Here is a 15661-nt window from a genome sequence, read left to right as displayed (position 1 = left end):
CATGGCGCAGGGTGTTCAGCGAGTGGCGCGGAAGGGTGCGTCCAGCGACTCGCGCGTCCGGTCAGGCGCGGGGGTGGGCGAGGCGGTAGGCGTCGCGGATCCGCTCGGTCGAGACGTGGGTGTAGATCTGCGTGGTGCCCAGGCTCGCGTGGCCGAGCAGCTCCTGGACGGCGCGGAGGTCGGCTCCGCCGTCGAGCAGATGGGTCGCCGCGGTGTGGCGGAGGGTGTGCGGACCGGACGGTCCGGAGCCCTGCCCGCCGTCGAGGAGCCTCGCCACCACGCCGTAGACCGTGCGCGGGGTGAGGCGCGCGCCCCGCCGTCCCAGCAGCAGGGCCCCGCTCCCGTCGCCGGTGGCGAGAGAGGGTCGGGCGCGCTCCAGGTAGTCGACGAGCGCCTCCTTCGCGGGGACGCCGAACGGGACGACCCGCTGCTTGGCGCCCTTGCCGGTGACGAGCACGGTGAGCCGGCCGAGATCGACGTCGCCCAGGTCGACGGCGACCAGCTCGGAGACGCGGATGCCGGAGGCGTAGAGCAGCTCGACGATCACGAGGTCCCGCAGCGCCACCGGGTCATCGGTCGCGCCTCGCGCCGCGACCGTGTCGAGCACCTGTTCCGCCTGCGGGAGCGTGAGGACCCGCGGCAGTGTCCGTCCCGACTTGGGCGTCTTGAGGCGTGCGGCGACGTCGACGGGGAGCCGCTCGGTCCGATGCGCCCAGGAGGAGAAGGAGCGGACGGCCGCGGTGCGCCGGGCGAGGGTCGCGCGGGCGATCCCCGACTCCGACTCTCGCCAGAGCCAGTCGCGCAGCAGCTCGAGGTCGAGCTCGGCGGTGAGGAGCCGCCCCTTCTCCTCCGTGTGGGCGATCAGGCGCGCCAGGTCGGAGCGGTAGCCCTTCGCGGTGGCGGGCGAGAGGGACCGCTCATCGAGGACGTACCGGAGGAAGTGCTCGACCGAGTCGGCGAGCGTCTCGCCGGTCATGATCCGTCCGGCATCCGCGACCAGAGGTCGATGCGCCCCTGCTCGTCGAGCCCCTCGAGCCGCTCGATCAGGTCGGTGCCGAACCGCGTCGCGATCGGGGCCGGTGCCGTCGGCACGAACGAGGCGGCCACCGTCTCCGGGTGGACGTGGACGAGCGAGAGGCTCTGCGCTCCGTCGACGCCGGCGAGCTCCCGCTCGGGCGCTCCGAGGTCCATCGTGTAGCTGGTGGCGCCGGCGACGAGCACGGGCACGCCCGCGAAGGTCGCAGCCGTGGGGTAGTGCAGGTGGCCGCCGAGGATCGCGCGGACGTCGGTTCCGCGCACCACCTCATCGAGGCGGTCGATCCCCCGCAGCTCGAGCACGGTCATCGCGCCGAGCGGCGTGGGCAGCGGAGGGTGGTGCAGGGCGAGGATCGTCCCCAGCGGGGCCGGTGCGGCGAGCTCGTCCTTCAGCCAGGCCAGCTGGGCGTCGGTGAGGTCGCCGTGGTGGAAGCCGGGCACCGCGCTGTCGAGCGCGATGAGCCGGAGCCCGCCGAGGTCGACGACCTGGTCCACGGGTCCCGCGCCCGCCGGGTCCTGCCCGAGCAGCACCCGCCGGAACGCTCCGCGCTCGTCGTGGTTGCCCACCACCCAGACGATCGGGCAGCCGAACCGCTCGCCCACGGGGTCGAGCTGCTCGCGCACGCGCCGGTAGGCGTCCTCCTCGCCGCGGTCCGCGACGTCCCCGGTCACCACGATCGCGTCCAGGCGTCCGCCGCGCTCGGCCAGCCGGTCGACCGCCTGCGCGAGGCGGGCGACCGTGTCGACCTTCCCGTAGAGCGGAGCGCCGTCGGCCAGCAGGTGCGTGTCGCTCAGATGCGCGATGACCCTGTCGGGGGCGCGGAAGTGCCCGAGCTGCGGGCGCTCTCCGCCGTGTCCTGCTGCCGTGGCGTCCATGCCGCTCCCCTCGCCGATGCCCCTTCAGCGTAGGGCGGACCGCCGACAGCGCCGCGGCGGCGGGGCCGCTCACCCGGGCGCCCGCTCCCAGTCCCCGTCCTCGGAACGGTGGACGCGTCCGTCTGCGAGGAGCGCACCCAGCGCCGACAGTGCCGAATCGAGCGATTCCCCGGAGAGCCGGGCGACGGTTGCGGCGTCACAGCCTCCTTCGGATTCGACGACGGCCAGGACTCGCGCCTCAGCCGCGGTCAGCGCTCGGCACGATCCGTCGGCGTCGCCGACGGCGAGCAGTTCGAGCACATCCGCCGGCGAGGTGACGCAGGTCGCCGCGTACTCGCGGAGGAGCCGGTGGCAGCCGGCGGAGGAGGCACTGGTGACCGGGCCCGGGACCGCGCCGAGGGGGCGGCCCAGGGCAGCCGCGTGGCCGGCGGTGTTGAGGGATCCGGAGCGGGCGCCGGCCTCGACGACGACGGTGCCCGCGGTGGAGGCGGCGATGAGACGGTTGCGCTGCAGGAATCGCCAGCGAGTGGGCGTGGTGCCCGGCGGGACCTCGGTGGCGACGGCGCAGCCGGGTGTGGCGATGATGCGGTGGAGGAGGTCGGCGTGGGCCGTCGGGTAGAGGCGGTCCGCTCCCCCGGCGAGGAAGGCGACCGTCCGGCCTCCGGAGCCGAGGGCGGCACGGTGGGCGACCGCGTCGATCCCGAAGGCACCGCCCGAGACGACGGAGACGCCTCGCGCCGCGACGCCCGCGGCGAGCTCGGCGGCGACGTGCTCGCCGTAGCCGGTGGCAGCGCGGGCGCCGACGAGGGCGAGGCGGTGCGTCGGATCGAAGGCGGCGGGATCACCGCGCAGCCAGAGCAGGAGTGGCGCGTGCGGCCCGAGGTCGTCGAGCGACTCGGGCCACACGGGAGCCCCGGGCAGGAGCAGCCGGGCGCCGAGTCGCTCGGCGATCTCGAGACGTCGGAACAGGAGCCTGCGGTCCAGGCGCGGTCGCCAGCGCGCCAGCCCCGACTGCAGGGCGGCGACCTCGGAGTCGAGGGGCGCGGGTGCCGGGCCTTCTTCGTCGGAGGGAGCGCGATGCGGGGGCGCGAGGATCTCCTCCGCGGACGACGAGGACACGACGTGGGCGAAGGCCTCGGCCGCGCCGACCCTCTCGATGAGGAGGGCGGCGACGGAGTCGCCGGGCTCGGTCAGAGAGTTCCAGCCGCACCGGGCAGCAGCGTCGACGAGTGACCCCCGACCACCGTCAGACTCATCGGTCGCCTCGCCGTCGGCAGCTGACCGGGGCTCGGCTGCACCGCTCGGCAGCAGTCGGCGAACAGCGTCGAGCTCCGCTCCGTCGAAGAGCGCGTCGGGCCGGATCACGCGGCACCTCCTCGAAGGACGAGCGCGCGCGCGCGAGGTGGGCTGCTGACGGCCGGTCGGCTGCGTCGAGGTCCGCGAGCGTCCAGGCCAGGCGCAGGACCCTGTCGTAGCCGCGCATGGTCACCAGACCTCGCTCCAGAGCCCGGTCGAGCGTGCGGGACTCGGCACTGGTCGGGCGCACCGCGTCCGAGCGCAGCCAGGCGCCGGAGACCTCCGAGTTGAGCGTCCACGGCGTGGAGGCGAGGCGAGCCGCTGCGAGGGACCGCGCCGCGGCGACATGGGCGCGAGCCTGCGCCGTCGACATTCCGGACGTGTCTCGACGTGCGGCCAGCTGAGCCGCGCTGATCCGGCGGACCGTCAGGCGGATGTCGACGCGGTCGAGCAGCGGTCCGCTGAGCCGCGCGAGGTAGCGGCGGCGGACCGAGGGAGCACAGGTGCAGGTCTCTCCGGGGATGCCGAAGCGGCCGCACGGGCACGGGTTCGCCGCGAGGACGAGCTGCACCCGCGCGGGGAACTCGGCGACGGCGTTCGCGCGGTGGATGCGGATCACGCCGGATTCGAGCGGCTGGCGCAACGCATCGAGGGCGACGGACGAGAACTCGGGGGCCTCGTCGAGGAACAGCACTCCCCGGGTGGCGCGGGCGACCGCGCCGGGCCGGATGCGGCCGCTGCCCCCGCCGACGATCGCTGCGGACGAGGCGGAGTGGTGCGGACTCTCGAACGGCGGTCTGCGCACCAGCGCGCCACCGGTCGGCGCTCCGACCAGCGAGCGCATGCAGGTGGCCTCCAGCGCTGCGTCGTCATCGAGGTCGGGGAGGATGCCCGGCAAGCGCGAGGCGAGCATCGTCTTCCCGGCGCCGGGAGGCCCGAGCAAAAACACGTGGTGCCCGCCCGCCGCCGCGACGACCATCGCCTCGGCCGCCTCCTCGTTCCCCACCACGTCGGAGAGGTCGAGGCGGGCCTCCGGCTCGGACACCGTCTCAGCCGGCGGCGCGGCCTCGGGGAGCACCGGCACTTCCCACTCGGCTCCGTGCCAGACGGCGGCCGCCGCCAGCGAGGAGACCGCGATCACCTCGACGCCGTCGACCAGCTCCGCCTCGAGCCGGTCCTCGACGGGGACCATCACGCGGCGCCTGCCCTCGCGGGCGGCCGCGAGCACCGCGGGCAGCACGCCCGGGACGGAGCGCAGCCGGCCGTCCAGGCCGAGCTCCCCGATATGGACGACCGCGGCGACCGACTCCGCATCGACCTCGCGGAGCGACGCGAGCGCGGCCAGCCCGATGGCGAGATCGAAGGCGGAGCCGTGCTTGGGCATCGCGGCCGGCGAGAGGTTCACGGTGATCTTGTACTCGGCGATGGTGCTGCCGGAGTTGATCGCCGCCGAGCGCACCCGCTCCTTCGCCTGCGCGAGCGCGGCGTCGGGCAGGCCGATGATCACCATGCCCGGGGTGCCGTCGGCCGAGTGCGCCTCCACCCCGACCACGGCTCCCGCGAAGCCGACGAGACCGACCGCCGAAGTCCTCCCCAGGCCCATCAGGCCACCGCCCGCAGGTGCCGGATCTGCGACGGGACTCCCCCGGGCGCGACGATGCCGACCGCGTCGATCCGCAGATGCCGGGAGCGCTCGTGGTGCTCGTCGGCCCAGGCGTAGCCGAGTCGCCGCAGGCGCTGCGCCTTGGCCCGCGTGATGGCCTCGACCGGAAGCCCGAAGCGCGTCGACGAGCGCGTCTTCACCTCCACCACGACCAGTGCCGACCCGTCGCGGGCGACGATGTCGAGCTCGCCCTCGCGGACCCGCCAGTTGCGGTCGAGGATCTCGAATCCGTTGTCTCTCAGGTGCGCCGCCGCGATCTCCTCGCCGCGCCGCCCCAGTTCGTCCTTGTCCATGCGTCCTCCTGCCGGAAGCGTGCCGGAGCAGGAACAAGCGCTGTACGGCCGGGAGGGGATCCGGGGAGAAGAGGGCCGAGGTGGCGGGTGGGGAGGGACGTCGGACCGGGGTCTCGATACGCCGCCGGGTGCGGCTACGCGACCAGCTGATCTATCCGCGCCGCCTGACGACGAGACCCGCGGAGCCGAGGATCCGAGAGAGCTCCGGAGCGGGGTGGGGCTCCTGGCACCGGGTCTCGATGCGCCGTCGGAGGCGGCTACGCGACCAGCAAGGGGTCCGGAGCCTGCCGCGACAGAGGGCTACTCGTCGAGCGCGAGCTCCTTGGGGAGCTCGAACTCCTTGCGGGAGAGCTCCTCGACGTTGACGTCCTTGAAGGTCAGCACGCGCACCGACTTCACGAAGCGGTCGGAGCGGTAGACGTCCCAGACCCACACGTCGCGCATGGTGAGCTCGAAGTAGAAGTCGTGCTCGGTGTCGCGGCGGACCAGGTCGACCTCGTTCGCCAGGTAGAACCGGCGCTCGGTCTCGACGACGTACGAGAACTGCGAGACGACGTCGCGGTACTCCCGGTACAGTGCCAGCTCGACCTCGCGGTCGTAGTCCTCGAATTCGTCCTCATCCATCGTTGGACAATCCTACGCCGAGCCGACGGGCCCGAGCGCCGGGAGCGGCTCCTCGACGCTCTCCCGCGACTTCGACAGCCAGGTCACCCGGTGCAGCGGGGACGGGCCGACCCGCTCGATCCCCGCCCAGTGCGCGGCGCTGCCGTAGCCCTTGTTGCTGTCCCAGGCGTAGTCGGCGAAGTCGTCGTGGTGGCGCACCATCTGACCGTCCCGGCCCACCTTCGCGAGCACGGAGGCGGCGGAGACGGCGGCGCAGTCGCGGTCGGCCTTCACACGGGTGACGATCGTCAGCTCTGCCGCCCACTCGCCCAGCGCGGGCGTCAGCCAGTCGTGGGCGCCGTCGAGGAGGACGACGGCGGTGGCGAGGTCGACGCCCTGGTCGGCGAGGCGCTCGATGCCCCTCGACGCGGCGCGGCCGAGGCCGGCGATGATCCCGGTCTCGTCGATCTCGTCCGCCGAGGACTCGCCGATCGCCCAGGCCGAGACCCACTTCGCGACTCCCGGCAGGAGCGCCTCGCGGCGGGCGGGAGCGAGCATCTTGGAGTCGCGGAGCCCCCCGGGGAAGCGCCCGCAACGGCTGCCGATCGACACGACACCGACCGACACCGGGCCGGCGATCGCGCCGCGGCCGACCTCGTCGCAGCCGATGACCGTCTCGTAGCCCTGCCGGAAGAGGCGCCGCTCCTGCGTCAGCGTCGGCTCGGCGACGACCACCTAGCCCTGCCCGCTCTGCGCGTCGTCCGAGCCCTCGTCGGAGGCCTCGGTGTCGACTCCGCGGAACACCGACGGGTAGTCGTCGAGCCACGCCCACTGCTGCACGGGCCAGGTCACGAGGATCGCGCGGCCCACGACGTTGTCGATCGGCACGAAGCCGCCGCCCGGCTTGTCGGTGTTGTAGCGGGAGTCGGCGGAGTTGTAGCGGTTGTCGCCCATCACCCAGAGCGAGCCCTCGGGCACGACGACGTCGAAGGGGGTGGCCGAGACGGCCTGCACCCCGTCGGGCAGCTTCACGTAGGGCTCGTCGATCGGGTTGCCGTTGATCTCGACCTGGCCGAGCGGCGTGCAGCAGGTCACGTGATCGCCGGGCAGGCCGATGACGCGCTTGATGAGGTGGTCGTTGCTGTCGGGAGCGGTGAGGCCGACGAGCGCGAGGGCGGAGTCGACCGCGGCCTGGAACGGCGGCACGGAGGGCTCGGAGCTCGGCGAGAGCCATCCGCCGGGATCGCGGAAGACGACGACGTCGCCCCGCGAGATCGGCACGACTCCGGGCACGAGCTCGTTCACGAGGATGCGATCGTTCTCGACGAGCGTCTGCTCCATGGAGGAGGAGGGGATGTAGAACGAGCGGATCAGGAAGGTCTTCACGAGGAAGGAGACGAGCACCGCGACCACGAAGATGATCAGCACGTCGCGGAGGAAGAGCAGGACACCCCGGCGCTTGCGCGGGCGCTTCTCGGACGGATCCGCCGAGTGGCGGGCGTGGTCCTCGCCTCCGGGGAGGCGGACCGGGGCCGTGCTGTCTGTCATCGCTCGCCGTCGCCCCTACTGTGCATCACCGGGTGGACTCCCCGGACGGATCGCCCCCGAGAAAAGGAGGAACCCCGGTCCATCATAGGTGGACCGGGGTTCCCGAGAAGTCGTGCGGAAGCCGCTCAGGCGTCGCGCTTCTCCTTGATCTTGGCCTTCTTGCCGCGCAGGTTGCGCAGGTAGTAGAGCTTCGCGCGACGGACGTCACCGCGGGTGACGACCTCGATGTGGTCGATGACCGGCGAGTGCACGGGGAACGTGCGCTCGACGCCGACCTGGAAGCTCACCTTGCGGACGGTGAAGGTCTCGCGGACGCCCTCGTTGGAGCGGCCGATGACGACGCCCTGGAAGACCTGGATGCGCGAGCGGGAGCCCTCGACGATGTTGACGTGGACCTTGACGGTGTCGCCGGCGCGGAAGTCCGGGACATCGCTGCGGAGGGACGCCGCATCGACGGAATCGAGGATGTGCATGCTGTATCGCTCTCCGTGCCCGCCACAGGTCGAACACCGTTTCGTTGATGGAAGTCGGTCGTGCCCACGTCGTCGCGGCTCCCCTGTGGCAGAGCCTGCGCGAGGCACAAGCGCTCATTCTGCCATGCCGCGTCGATCCGAGTCAAAGCAGGCTCGTCTGGAGGGCAGGGTCACCCGGAGGGCAGAGCCGCGCAGAGGGCGGGTCCGTCGAGAGGGCCGAGCCGTGGAACAGGGCGGGGCCTCGCAGTGGGACAGCGCCTCGCGGGACGCCCGACCCCTCAGAGGACGATGGTCTGCCCGTCCTGCGGGCGCTCCGGGTCGAAGCCCTCGCCGGCGACGGGGCGGTGAGCGCCCTCGGCCTGCACGGACGCCGCCTCCGAGAAGGCGAGGAGAGTGGCCCTCGCGTCGGCGAGGAACCGCCACCCCGAGTGCCAGAAGGCCGCCACTCCGAGGACCACCGAGAGCAGGCCCAGCGCCCAGGCGCCGGGCGGGAAGAAGCCGAAGGCGATCAGGGAGAGGTGCCAGGCGCCGACCACGGCCACGTCGCCCCACGCGGGAGTGCGCGTGGGCCGAACGGTCACCCGGAATGCGACGATCGCGGCCACAGCCGCCAGCGCGACCGCCAGAATGGGGAGGGCGATCACCAGGCCGAGCACGGTCCAGCCGCTCGATCCTCCGAAGACCCCGTAGCCGAGGAGGATCCACAAGGGCAGCACGATCGCCGCCGGGAACTGCCAGGAACCGAATGCCCGTCGCGTGCGCATGCACCGACCGTACCCACCACCGCTGAGCGACGGCTCAGCGGACCCCGAGAGGATCAGGATGATCGAGCTACGCACCCCCGCCGAGATCGAGGAGATGCGTCCCGCCGGCCGCTTCGTCGGCGAGGTACTGAAGGCCACCTCCGCCGCTGCCGCGGTCGGCGTGAACCTGCTCGAGCTCGACCGGCTCGCCCACGACATGATCCGCACGGCCGGCGCCGAGTCCTGCTACATCGACTACCACCCCTCTTTCGGCGCGAGTCCCTTCGGCAAGGTCATCTGCACCTCCGTCAACGACGCGGTGCTGCACGGCCTGCCCTTCGACTACCGGCTGAGGGACGGCGACCTGCTCACCCTCGACTTCGCCGCCTCCGTGAACGGCTGGGTCGCCGACTCGGCCATCAGCGTCGTGGTCGGGACGCCGCGCGAGGAGGACCTCGCCCTCATCGACACCACCACCCGCGCGCTCGAGGCCGGCATCGCCGCCGCGCAGCCCGGGAAGAAGATCGGCGACATCTCCGCGGCCATCGCGGCCGTCGCACACGCCGAGGGCCTGTCCATCAACACCGACTTCGGCGGCCACGGCGTCGGCCGCACGATGCACGGCGATCCGCACATCCCCAACGACGGACGCGCCGGCCGCGGCTACCCGCTCCGCCCGGGCCTCGTCGTCGCGATCGAGCCGTGGTTCCTGCAGACGACCGACGAGATCTACACGGACAAGGACGGCTGGACCCTCCGCAGCCGTGACGGCTCTCGCGGCGCCCACATGGAGCACACGATCGCCATCACCGAGACGGGAAACATCGTCCTGTCAACGCGGGACTGACCAAGCGGTGGACAGTACTGCTATCCGATAGCGATACTGTCCACGTGCGAATCTCGGAGCTCAGCCGCAGCAGCGGCGTCAGCCTGCCCACGATCAAGTACTACATCCGGGAGGGGCTGCTGCCGCCGGGCGACGCCGCCGGCCCCCAGCGGGCGGAGTACGGGGACGCCCATGTCGCCCGCCTGACGCTGCTCCGGGCGCTCATCGAGAGCGGCGGCGTCGGTATCGCCGGCGCGAAGCGGATCACGGCCGCGCTCGACGCGGGCGTCGGTCCGACAGCAGCGTTCGAGGTGGCGCAGGACGTGGTCTCCGTGAGCGCCGACTCGACCGCGTCCGCCACCGAGGCGTCGACGCGGCGGATCGCCGAGGCCGCGGGCTCCGACCACTGCGGCCACCCTGCCGTCGCGACGGCGGCACGGGCGCTCGACGCGCTCGAGCTCTCCACCGGACCGATGAGCGCCGGCTGGCTCGAGACCTACGCCCGCGCCGCCGCCCTCGTCGCCTCCGCCGACCTCGACGAGCTGCAGGCCCGCGAGAGCGTGAGCGAGCAGGCTGCCGTCGCCGCCGTCGGCACCGCGCTCGGAGACGTGGTGCTGCAGTCGCTCCGGCGCGTCGCCCAGGCGCGCGAGACGCAGAGCCGCTTCGGCTCGACGGAGGTGCCCCGATGAGCGCCGCGACCGAGACGCCCGCGCCCACAGCCTCCGCTGCTCCGCACCGGCCGCTCCTGGTGCTCGCTGCCGCGATGGCGGTCGGCGCCCTCCTCTGCGCGATCGCGCTGGTCGTCGATCCCCGCGAGCTCGGCGGGCAGCCGCTCTGGGGCAAGCCGCTGAAGTTCTGCCTCTCGATCGCGCTGTACGCCGTGACGCTCGCCTGGCTGATCGGGCTCGTGCCCCGCCGGCGCCGCCTCGCCCGAGCGCTGGGCACGGTCGCGGCGGTCGGTCTGGCGGTCGAGATGGTCGTGATCGGAGGCGCCGCCCTGGTCGGCGAGCGCAGCCACTTCGACGTCTCCACTCCCCTGCACGCCGCGCTCTGGGCCTCGATGGCCGTCTCGATCGTGGTGGTCTGGCTGGCGACGCTGGTCCTCGCCGCCCTCCTGGCGCGGGTGCCGCTCGGCGACCCTGCGCTGACGCTCGCCGTCCGCGTCGGACTCGTGATCGGGCTCGTCGGGATGGCCCTCGCGTTCCTGATGACGGGGCCCTCGCCCGGCCAGATCAGCGACTACCAGGGCGTCGTCGGCGCGCACGCCGTCGGAGTCGCGGACGGCGGACCCGGCCTCCCGCTCCTGGGCTGGAGCACCATCGGGGGCGATCTGCGCATCCCGCACTTCGTCGGGATGCACGCTCTGCAGGGGCTCCCGCTGCTCGCGCTGCTGCTCGGACGGCTGGCACCGCGGATCCCCGTGCTGCGCCCCGGATCCACCCGGCTGCGGCTCGTCGCACTGGCCTCGGCGGGCTGGGCGGCCGCGGTCGCCCTCACCTGCTGGCAGGCGCTGCGCGGACAGGCGCTGACCGCACCGGACGCGCTGACCCTCGCCGTCGCTACTGTGGCCGTGATCGCCCTCGCCGGAGGGACGATCCTCACCCTCGCACGAACGGAGGCCCGCGCATGAGCCGGCTGCACCGCGGCTGGACGCCGCTCGGGATCGTCTACCTCGTCCTCGCCCTCGCCGGGCTGATCGGGACCTGGACCTGGAACGTGAGGGCGATGCAGGAGGGCGCGGACGTCCTCGCCGGCCTCGCCGCGGGCGGGCCGTGGGTGTCGTCGTTCTCGACCGACCTGCTGGTCGTCGCGATCGCGGCCGTCGCCTTCATGGTGGTGGAGGGCCGCCGGATCGGGATGCGCCGCGTGTGGATCCTGGTGCTGCTCGCGCCGCTGGTCGCCCTCGCGTTCGCGTTCCCCCTCTTCCTCGCCCTCCGCGACCGGCACCTGGCCCTCGCGGCCCGGTGACCGTGCGGCGCGGGGCTAGGGAAGCAGTTCGGGGCGGACGCGGCGCGTGCGCTCGACGCTCTGCTCGTGGCGCCAGGCGGCGATCGCCCCGTGGTTGCCGCTGAGGAGCACCGGAGGGACGTCGAGGCCGCGCCAGGAGGCCGGCTTGGTGTAGCTCGGGTACTCGAGCAGCCCGTCGGAGTGGCTCTCCTCGACCAGGCTCGCCGGATTGCCGACCACGCCCGGGACCAGGCGTCCGACGGCCTCGATCATCGCCATCACGGCGACCTCTCCTCCGTTGAGGACGTAGTCGCCGAGGCTGATCAGCCGGACCCGCGCGCGCTCGGCGGTGTGGTCCACGACGCGCTGGTCGATGCCCTCGTAGCGGCCGCAGCCGAAGACGAGGGTGGACTCCTCCGCGAGCTCGCGGGCGGTCGCCTGGGTGAACAGCTCGCCCGCGGGCGACGGGAAGATCACGACGGGGTCGTCCGCGCCGTCGAGGATCGTGTCGAGCGCCTCGCCCCACGGCTCCGGTCGCATCACCATGCCGGCGCCGCCGCCGTAGGGCGTGTCGTCGACGGTGCGGTGGCGGTCGTGGGTGAAGTCCCGCAGGTCGTGCACGCCGAGCTCGATCAGCCCGCTCTGCCGAGCACGGCCGAGCAGGCTGATGTCGAGCACGCCGAAGAACTCCGGGAAGATCGTGACGATGTCGATCCTCACGACCGGGGCTCCTCCTCGGAGGCGGCGTCGGAGGCGGCCGGGGGCTCGTCGTCGGCGGGCTCCTCAAGAGCGGAGTCCGCGTCATCGGAGGCGTCCGGCGCGTCGGCGTCCGCAGGCGCGCTCAGCGCCGGGTCCGCGAGGTCGACACCGCTGAGGTCGACCGCGGCGGGCTCCTCCTCGGGAGCCTCCTCGAACAGGCCGATCGGAGGCGTGACCGTGACGATCCCGGCCGCGGCGTCGACGGAGGGGACGATCGCGTTCACGAACGGCACCATCACCTCGCCGGAGGGGGTACCGACGATGAGCAGGTCCTGCGCGGGGAAGTGGTCGACGCGGCGGACGGTGCCGACCTCGACGCCGTCGCGGACGACCTTCATGCCGACCAGCTGGTAGTCGTACCAGGAGTCGTCCTCGCCCGGCTGGGTCTGCACCTCCTCGTCGATCCAGAGGATCGCCTTCAGGAGGGTCTCAGCGGCGTTGCGGTCGTCGACGCCTCGGAAGAACGCGACGGGGTGGCTGTTGTACCAGCGCAGCTCGACGAGCTCGAGCTTCTTGCCGTGCCACTCGGAGGTGCGCGGGACCTGCAGCGTGAACGTGGATCCGGGGGTGAAGCGCTTGTCGGGCTCGTCCGTGTAGAGCTCGAGCTTGATGGCGCCCTTGAGTCCGTGGGCCTTGGTGAGTCGGGCGACGCGGAGCTGCGTCGTGCCCGGTCCGGTGACCGACACCTCTACTTGTCGGTGTCGACGACGTCGACGCGCACTCGGCGCCCGTCGGCGAGCGCGGCGACGAGAGTGCGGACGGCCTTGGCGGTGCGACCGGAGCGTCCGATCACGCGGCCGAGGTCCTCGGGGTGCACGCGCACCTCGAGGACCTCTCCGCGCGGGGAGCTCGTGGCCACGACACTGACCTCATCGGGGTTCTCGACGATCCCCTTGACGAGGTGTTCGACGGCGGGAGCGAGCACTGACTACGCCTCGGTGGAGGTCTCGTCGGCGGTGTCCTCGACCGGGGCGGCCTTGGCCGGAGCCTCGGACTTCGGCTTGAGGACGGGCTTCTTCTTCGCGTCGACGACGAACGGAGCCTTGGGCTCCTTCACCTGGACCGTGCTGACGGCGTCGGCGTCGCCCTTGAAGCGGCCCCAGTCGCCGGTCAGCTTGAGGATCGCGGCGACCTGCTCGGTCGGCTGCGCGCCGACTCCGAGCCAGTACTGCGCGCGCTCCGAGTCGACCTGGATGAACGAGGGCTGCTCGGTCGGGTGGTACTTGCCGATCTCCTCGATCACGCGGCCGTCGCGCTTGGTGCGCGAGTCGGCGACGACGATGCGGTAGTAGGGCGCCCGGATCTTGCCGAGGCGCTTCAGACGAATCTTGACAGCCACAATTCTCCTGTGTGGTCGTTGACCGGTGTCCGGTCGATGATGGATGAACTGAGCCGTGAGCGTGGGGGCACACCCGGCGGAAGCTCGAGGGGGTTTCGTCGGCGGTGAGTAGAGGGTCGACCGCCTCGGACCCGACGGATCATTCTGCCAGAAAAACCGCCCCGGTGCGGGCCCGGCACGCCGCCGACCAGCGGCACCCTCGCGGGAGCGGGCCGCGCGGGACCCCGAAGGCCGCCGCCGGGGCTCTGCGTCCGCCCCGGCCGCAGGTGGCAGGATGGCGAGGCGCGTCCCGATCGGCGGACGCCCGGATCCGATGAGGACCACGCCATGGAGATCAGCTTCGCCGCATCAGACCGCTCCACGCTCGGGATCGAGTGGGAGGTCGCGATCGTCGACCGGCAGACGGGCGATCTCGCCAACGTCGCCGATGTGGTGCTGGAGGCGCTCCGCAGCGACGACGGCGCCCCGCACGCGCACATCACCGGCGAGCTCCTGCGCAACACGGTCGAGCTGGTCTCCGGCGTGCACACCTCCGTCCGCGACGCGGTCGCCGACCTGCAGGATCAGCTGCGGCAGGTGCGCGAGATCACCGACCCCATGGGACTCGACCTCGTGTGCTCGGGCACGCACCCGTTCGCGCAGTGGTTCGACCAGGCCATCACGGACAAGGAGCGGTACCACCGCCTGATCGACCGGACCCAGTGGTGGGGCCGGAACATGATGATCTGGGGCATCCACGTGCACGTCGGCATCGAGCACCGCGACAAGGTGCTGCCGATCCTCAACTCCCTGCTCGACTACTACCCGCACCTGCAGGCGCTCTCGGCGTCGAGCCCGTTCTGGGGCGGAGTCGACACGGGCTACGCCTCGAACCGCGCGCTGATGTTCCAGCAGCTGCCGACGGCGGGCCTGCCTCCGCAGTTCGGTGCCTGGGCGAACTACGAGGAGTACGTCGACGACATGATGCGCACCGGCGTCATCGACGACCACACGGAGGTCCGCTGGGACATCCGCCCCTCGCCGCAGTGGGGCACTCTCGAGATGCGCGCGTGCGACGGCCTCTCCTCCGCGGAGGAGATCGGAGCGGTCGCCGCGCTGATCCAGTGCCTCGTCGAGCACCTCTCGTCGCGGCTGGACGCGGGCGAGGACCTTCCGACGATGCAGCCCTGGTACGTGCGCGAGAACAAGTGGCGCGCGGCCCGCTACGGACTCGACGCCGAGATCATCCTCGACGCCGCCGGAGCGGAGCGGCTGGTCACCGACGACATCCGGGACCTGCTCGTCACCCTCGCACCGGTCGCCGAGCGTCTCGACTGCGTGAAGGAGCTCGGCGACGTCGAGCTGATCCTGGTCGCGGGAGCGAGCTATCAGCGCCAGCTGCGGACGGCCGCGGCGAACGACGGCGACCTGAAGGCGGTGGTCCGGGCGCTCGCGGGCGAGTTGCGCGACGGGCTCCAGGATCCCCGCTCATGACGCGTCCCGTCCTCCTCGCCGCAGCCGCGATCGGCGCGCTGGCCCTCGGCCTCGCCGGCTGCTCGTCCTCGACGACGACCGGCCCGGCGACCGCGTCCCCCGCCGGCACCGCCACTCCCCTCCCGACCGTCACCGCCGATCCGCTGCCGCTCTCGATCGGCGGCTCTCTCCCCGCCGGCTCCCGGGTGACGATCGTCGGCGACAGCATCGTGCGCGGTCTGACGGTCGACCCGGAGCAGGCCTGGCCCGCTCTCGTCGGCGACGACCTCGGCTGGGAGGTCACGAACCTGGGCTGCGACGGCGGCGGCTTCATCGAGCCGGGCGACTGCGGCGTCGCGATCGGCGACCGCGCGGAGGAGATCGCCGACACCCGGCCCGACGCGATCGTGCTGATCGCCAGCAGCAACGATCTCGGCTGGGATCCGGAGGACGTGGACGCCGCGATCGGGCCGGCAGTGGACGCGATCGTGTCCGCCTCGCCCTCGGCCCGGCTCATCGCGCTCGACTCGGTCTGGGGCCCCGACCCGCGCCCCTCCGATCTCGACGAGTACGACGCGGCGCTGGTCGAGGCCGTGACTGCCGCCGGCGGCGGTGCGCTCGAGTACCCGGACCCCCTCCGCGAGGACGGGCTGCTCGGCGAGGACGGCGTGCATCCCACCGTCGAGGGCCAGCGCGCCCTGGCCGACGCGTTCGAGGTGGCGGCCGAGAAGTCCGGCCTCGCCCGGGCGGTGCCGACCGGCCAGAAGGCGACGGACGCGCCGCCGGCCTGACTCCGACGCGGGGCGCC

General features: G+C 72.7%; 20 protein-coding genes. 6 read left to right on the top strand and 14 right to left on the bottom strand.

The window, feature by feature from the left end; all coding sequences use genetic code 11:
* Positions 1–61 precede the first annotated feature (61 nt).
* The 10 genes from C5D09_RS08340 to C5D09_RS08295 all read right to left on the bottom strand — a co-directional run bounded on the left by C5D09_RS08340 (position 62) and on the right by C5D09_RS08295 (position 8551).
* Positions 62–976 (bottom strand): tyrosine recombinase XerC, encoded by a 915-nt coding sequence (locus tag C5D09_RS08340; protein ID WP_104269069.1) that lies wholly within the window; start codon positions 974–976, stop codon positions 62–64.
* Complete coding sequence (locus C5D09_RS08335; protein WP_104269068.1) at positions 973–1911, bottom strand: phosphodiesterase; 939 nt, start codon at positions 1909–1911, stop codon at positions 973–975. Before C5D09_RS08335 ends, C5D09_RS08340 begins: the two co-directional genes overlap by 4 nt.
* A gap of 69 nt (positions 1912–1980) precedes the next feature.
* Complete coding sequence (dprA, locus tag C5D09_RS08330; protein ID WP_258066948.1) at positions 1981–3030, bottom strand: DNA-processing protein DprA; 1050 nt, start codon at positions 3028–3030, stop codon at positions 1981–1983.
* A 133-nt stretch (positions 3031–3163) separates the two neighbouring features.
* Entirely contained in the window at positions 3164–4810 is a 1647-nt protein-coding gene (locus tag C5D09_RS08325) for a YifB family Mg chelatase-like AAA ATPase (protein ID WP_104269067.1), read from the bottom strand.
* Positions 4810–5163: a YraN family protein gene (locus tag C5D09_RS08320; RefSeq protein WP_104269066.1), complete on the bottom strand. Its 354-nt coding sequence runs from the start codon at positions 5161–5163 to the stop codon at positions 4810–4812. The genes C5D09_RS08325 and C5D09_RS08320 overlap by 1 nt, the downstream gene beginning before the upstream one ends.
* Positions 5164–5463: 300 nt before the next feature.
* The gene (locus tag C5D09_RS08315; RefSeq protein ID WP_055792576.1) at positions 5464–5787 is read right to left on the bottom strand and encodes a DUF2469 domain-containing protein; all 324 of its coding nucleotides are present in this window, start codon (positions 5785–5787) and stop codon (positions 5464–5466) included.
* 12 nt (positions 5788–5799) lie between these two features.
* A complete protein-coding gene (locus C5D09_RS08310; protein ID WP_104260580.1) occupies positions 5800–6501 on the bottom strand; it encodes a ribonuclease HII in 702 nt (233 codons plus the stop codon).
* Positions 6502–7314, bottom strand: a complete 813-nt coding sequence (gene lepB / locus C5D09_RS08305) for a signal peptidase I (protein ID WP_104269065.1) — start codon at positions 7312–7314, stop codon at positions 6502–6504. It abuts the gene before it with no gap.
* Positions 7315–7439: 125 nt separating this feature from the next.
* The gene (gene rplS / locus C5D09_RS08300) at positions 7440–7787 is read right to left on the bottom strand and encodes a 50S ribosomal protein L19 (RefSeq protein ID WP_104223904.1); all 348 of its coding nucleotides are present in this window, start codon (positions 7785–7787) and stop codon (positions 7440–7442) included.
* A gap of 278 nt (positions 7788–8065) precedes the next feature.
* Entirely contained in the window at positions 8066–8551 is a 486-nt protein-coding gene (locus C5D09_RS08295) for a hypothetical protein (RefSeq protein WP_104247628.1), read from the bottom strand.
* Between the two features lie 58 nt (positions 8552–8609).
* On the opposite strand from C5D09_RS08295, the gene map reads away from it, so the two are divergent.
* The 4 genes from map to C5D09_RS08275 are packed head-to-tail and all read left to right on the top strand — an operon-like array spanning position 8610 to position 11324.
* Entirely contained in the window at positions 8610–9377 is a 768-nt protein-coding gene (map, locus tag C5D09_RS08290) for a type I methionyl aminopeptidase (RefSeq protein WP_104260578.1), read from the top strand.
* Positions 9378–9421: 44 nt separating this feature from the next.
* Positions 9422–10045: a MerR family transcriptional regulator gene (locus C5D09_RS08285; protein WP_104226873.1), complete on the top strand. Its 624-nt coding sequence runs from the start codon at positions 9422–9424 to the stop codon at positions 10043–10045.
* Positions 10042–10986, top strand: a complete 945-nt coding sequence (locus C5D09_RS08280; RefSeq protein WP_104260576.1) for a hypothetical protein — start codon at positions 10042–10044, stop codon at positions 10984–10986. The genes C5D09_RS08285 and C5D09_RS08280 overlap by 4 nt, the downstream gene beginning before the upstream one ends.
* A complete protein-coding gene (locus C5D09_RS08275) occupies positions 10983–11324 on the top strand; it encodes a DUF2834 domain-containing protein (RefSeq protein WP_104250523.1) in 342 nt (113 codons plus the stop codon). The genes C5D09_RS08280 and C5D09_RS08275 overlap by 4 nt, the downstream gene beginning before the upstream one ends.
* 15 nt (positions 11325–11339) lie before the next feature.
* Here the strand turns inward: C5D09_RS08275 and trmD are convergent, their stop codons facing one another.
* The 4 genes from trmD to rpsP are packed head-to-tail and all read right to left on the bottom strand — an operon-like array spanning position 11340 to position 13401.
* Positions 11340–12023: a tRNA (guanosine(37)-N1)-methyltransferase TrmD gene (gene trmD / locus C5D09_RS08270; protein ID WP_104226875.1), complete on the bottom strand. Its 684-nt coding sequence runs from the start codon at positions 12021–12023 to the stop codon at positions 11340–11342.
* Entirely contained in the window at positions 12020–12748 is a 729-nt protein-coding gene (rimM, locus tag C5D09_RS08265; RefSeq protein WP_104247631.1) for a ribosome maturation factor RimM, read from the bottom strand. The genes trmD and rimM overlap by 4 nt, the downstream gene beginning before the upstream one ends.
* A 2-nt stretch (positions 12749–12750) precedes the next feature.
* Positions 12751–12987, bottom strand: coding sequence for an RNA-binding protein (locus C5D09_RS08260; protein ID WP_068210678.1), 237 nt, complete (start codon positions 12985–12987; stop codon positions 12751–12753).
* A 3-nt stretch (positions 12988–12990) separates the two neighbouring features.
* Complete coding sequence (rpsP, locus tag C5D09_RS08255) at positions 12991–13401, bottom strand: 30S ribosomal protein S16 (protein ID WP_104223912.1); 411 nt, start codon at positions 13399–13401, stop codon at positions 12991–12993.
* A gap of 327 nt (positions 13402–13728) precedes the next feature.
* On the opposite strand from rpsP, the gene C5D09_RS08250 reads away from it, so the two are divergent.
* Positions 13729–14874, top strand: coding sequence for a glutamate--cysteine ligase (locus C5D09_RS08250; RefSeq protein ID WP_104269064.1), 1146 nt, complete (start codon positions 13729–13731; stop codon positions 14872–14874).
* Complete coding sequence (locus C5D09_RS08245) at positions 14871–15644, top strand: SGNH/GDSL hydrolase family protein (protein ID WP_104269063.1); 774 nt, start codon at positions 14871–14873, stop codon at positions 15642–15644. Before C5D09_RS08250 ends, C5D09_RS08245 begins: the two co-directional genes overlap by 4 nt.
* Positions 15645–15661: the final 17 nt, after the last annotated feature.

It is taken from the genome of Rathayibacter sp. AY1C9 (assembly GCF_002932315.1).
GTDB lineage: Bacteria > Actinomycetota > Actinomycetes > Actinomycetales > Microbacteriaceae > Rathayibacter.
This window is presented reverse-complemented; position numbering and strand designations above follow the sequence as displayed.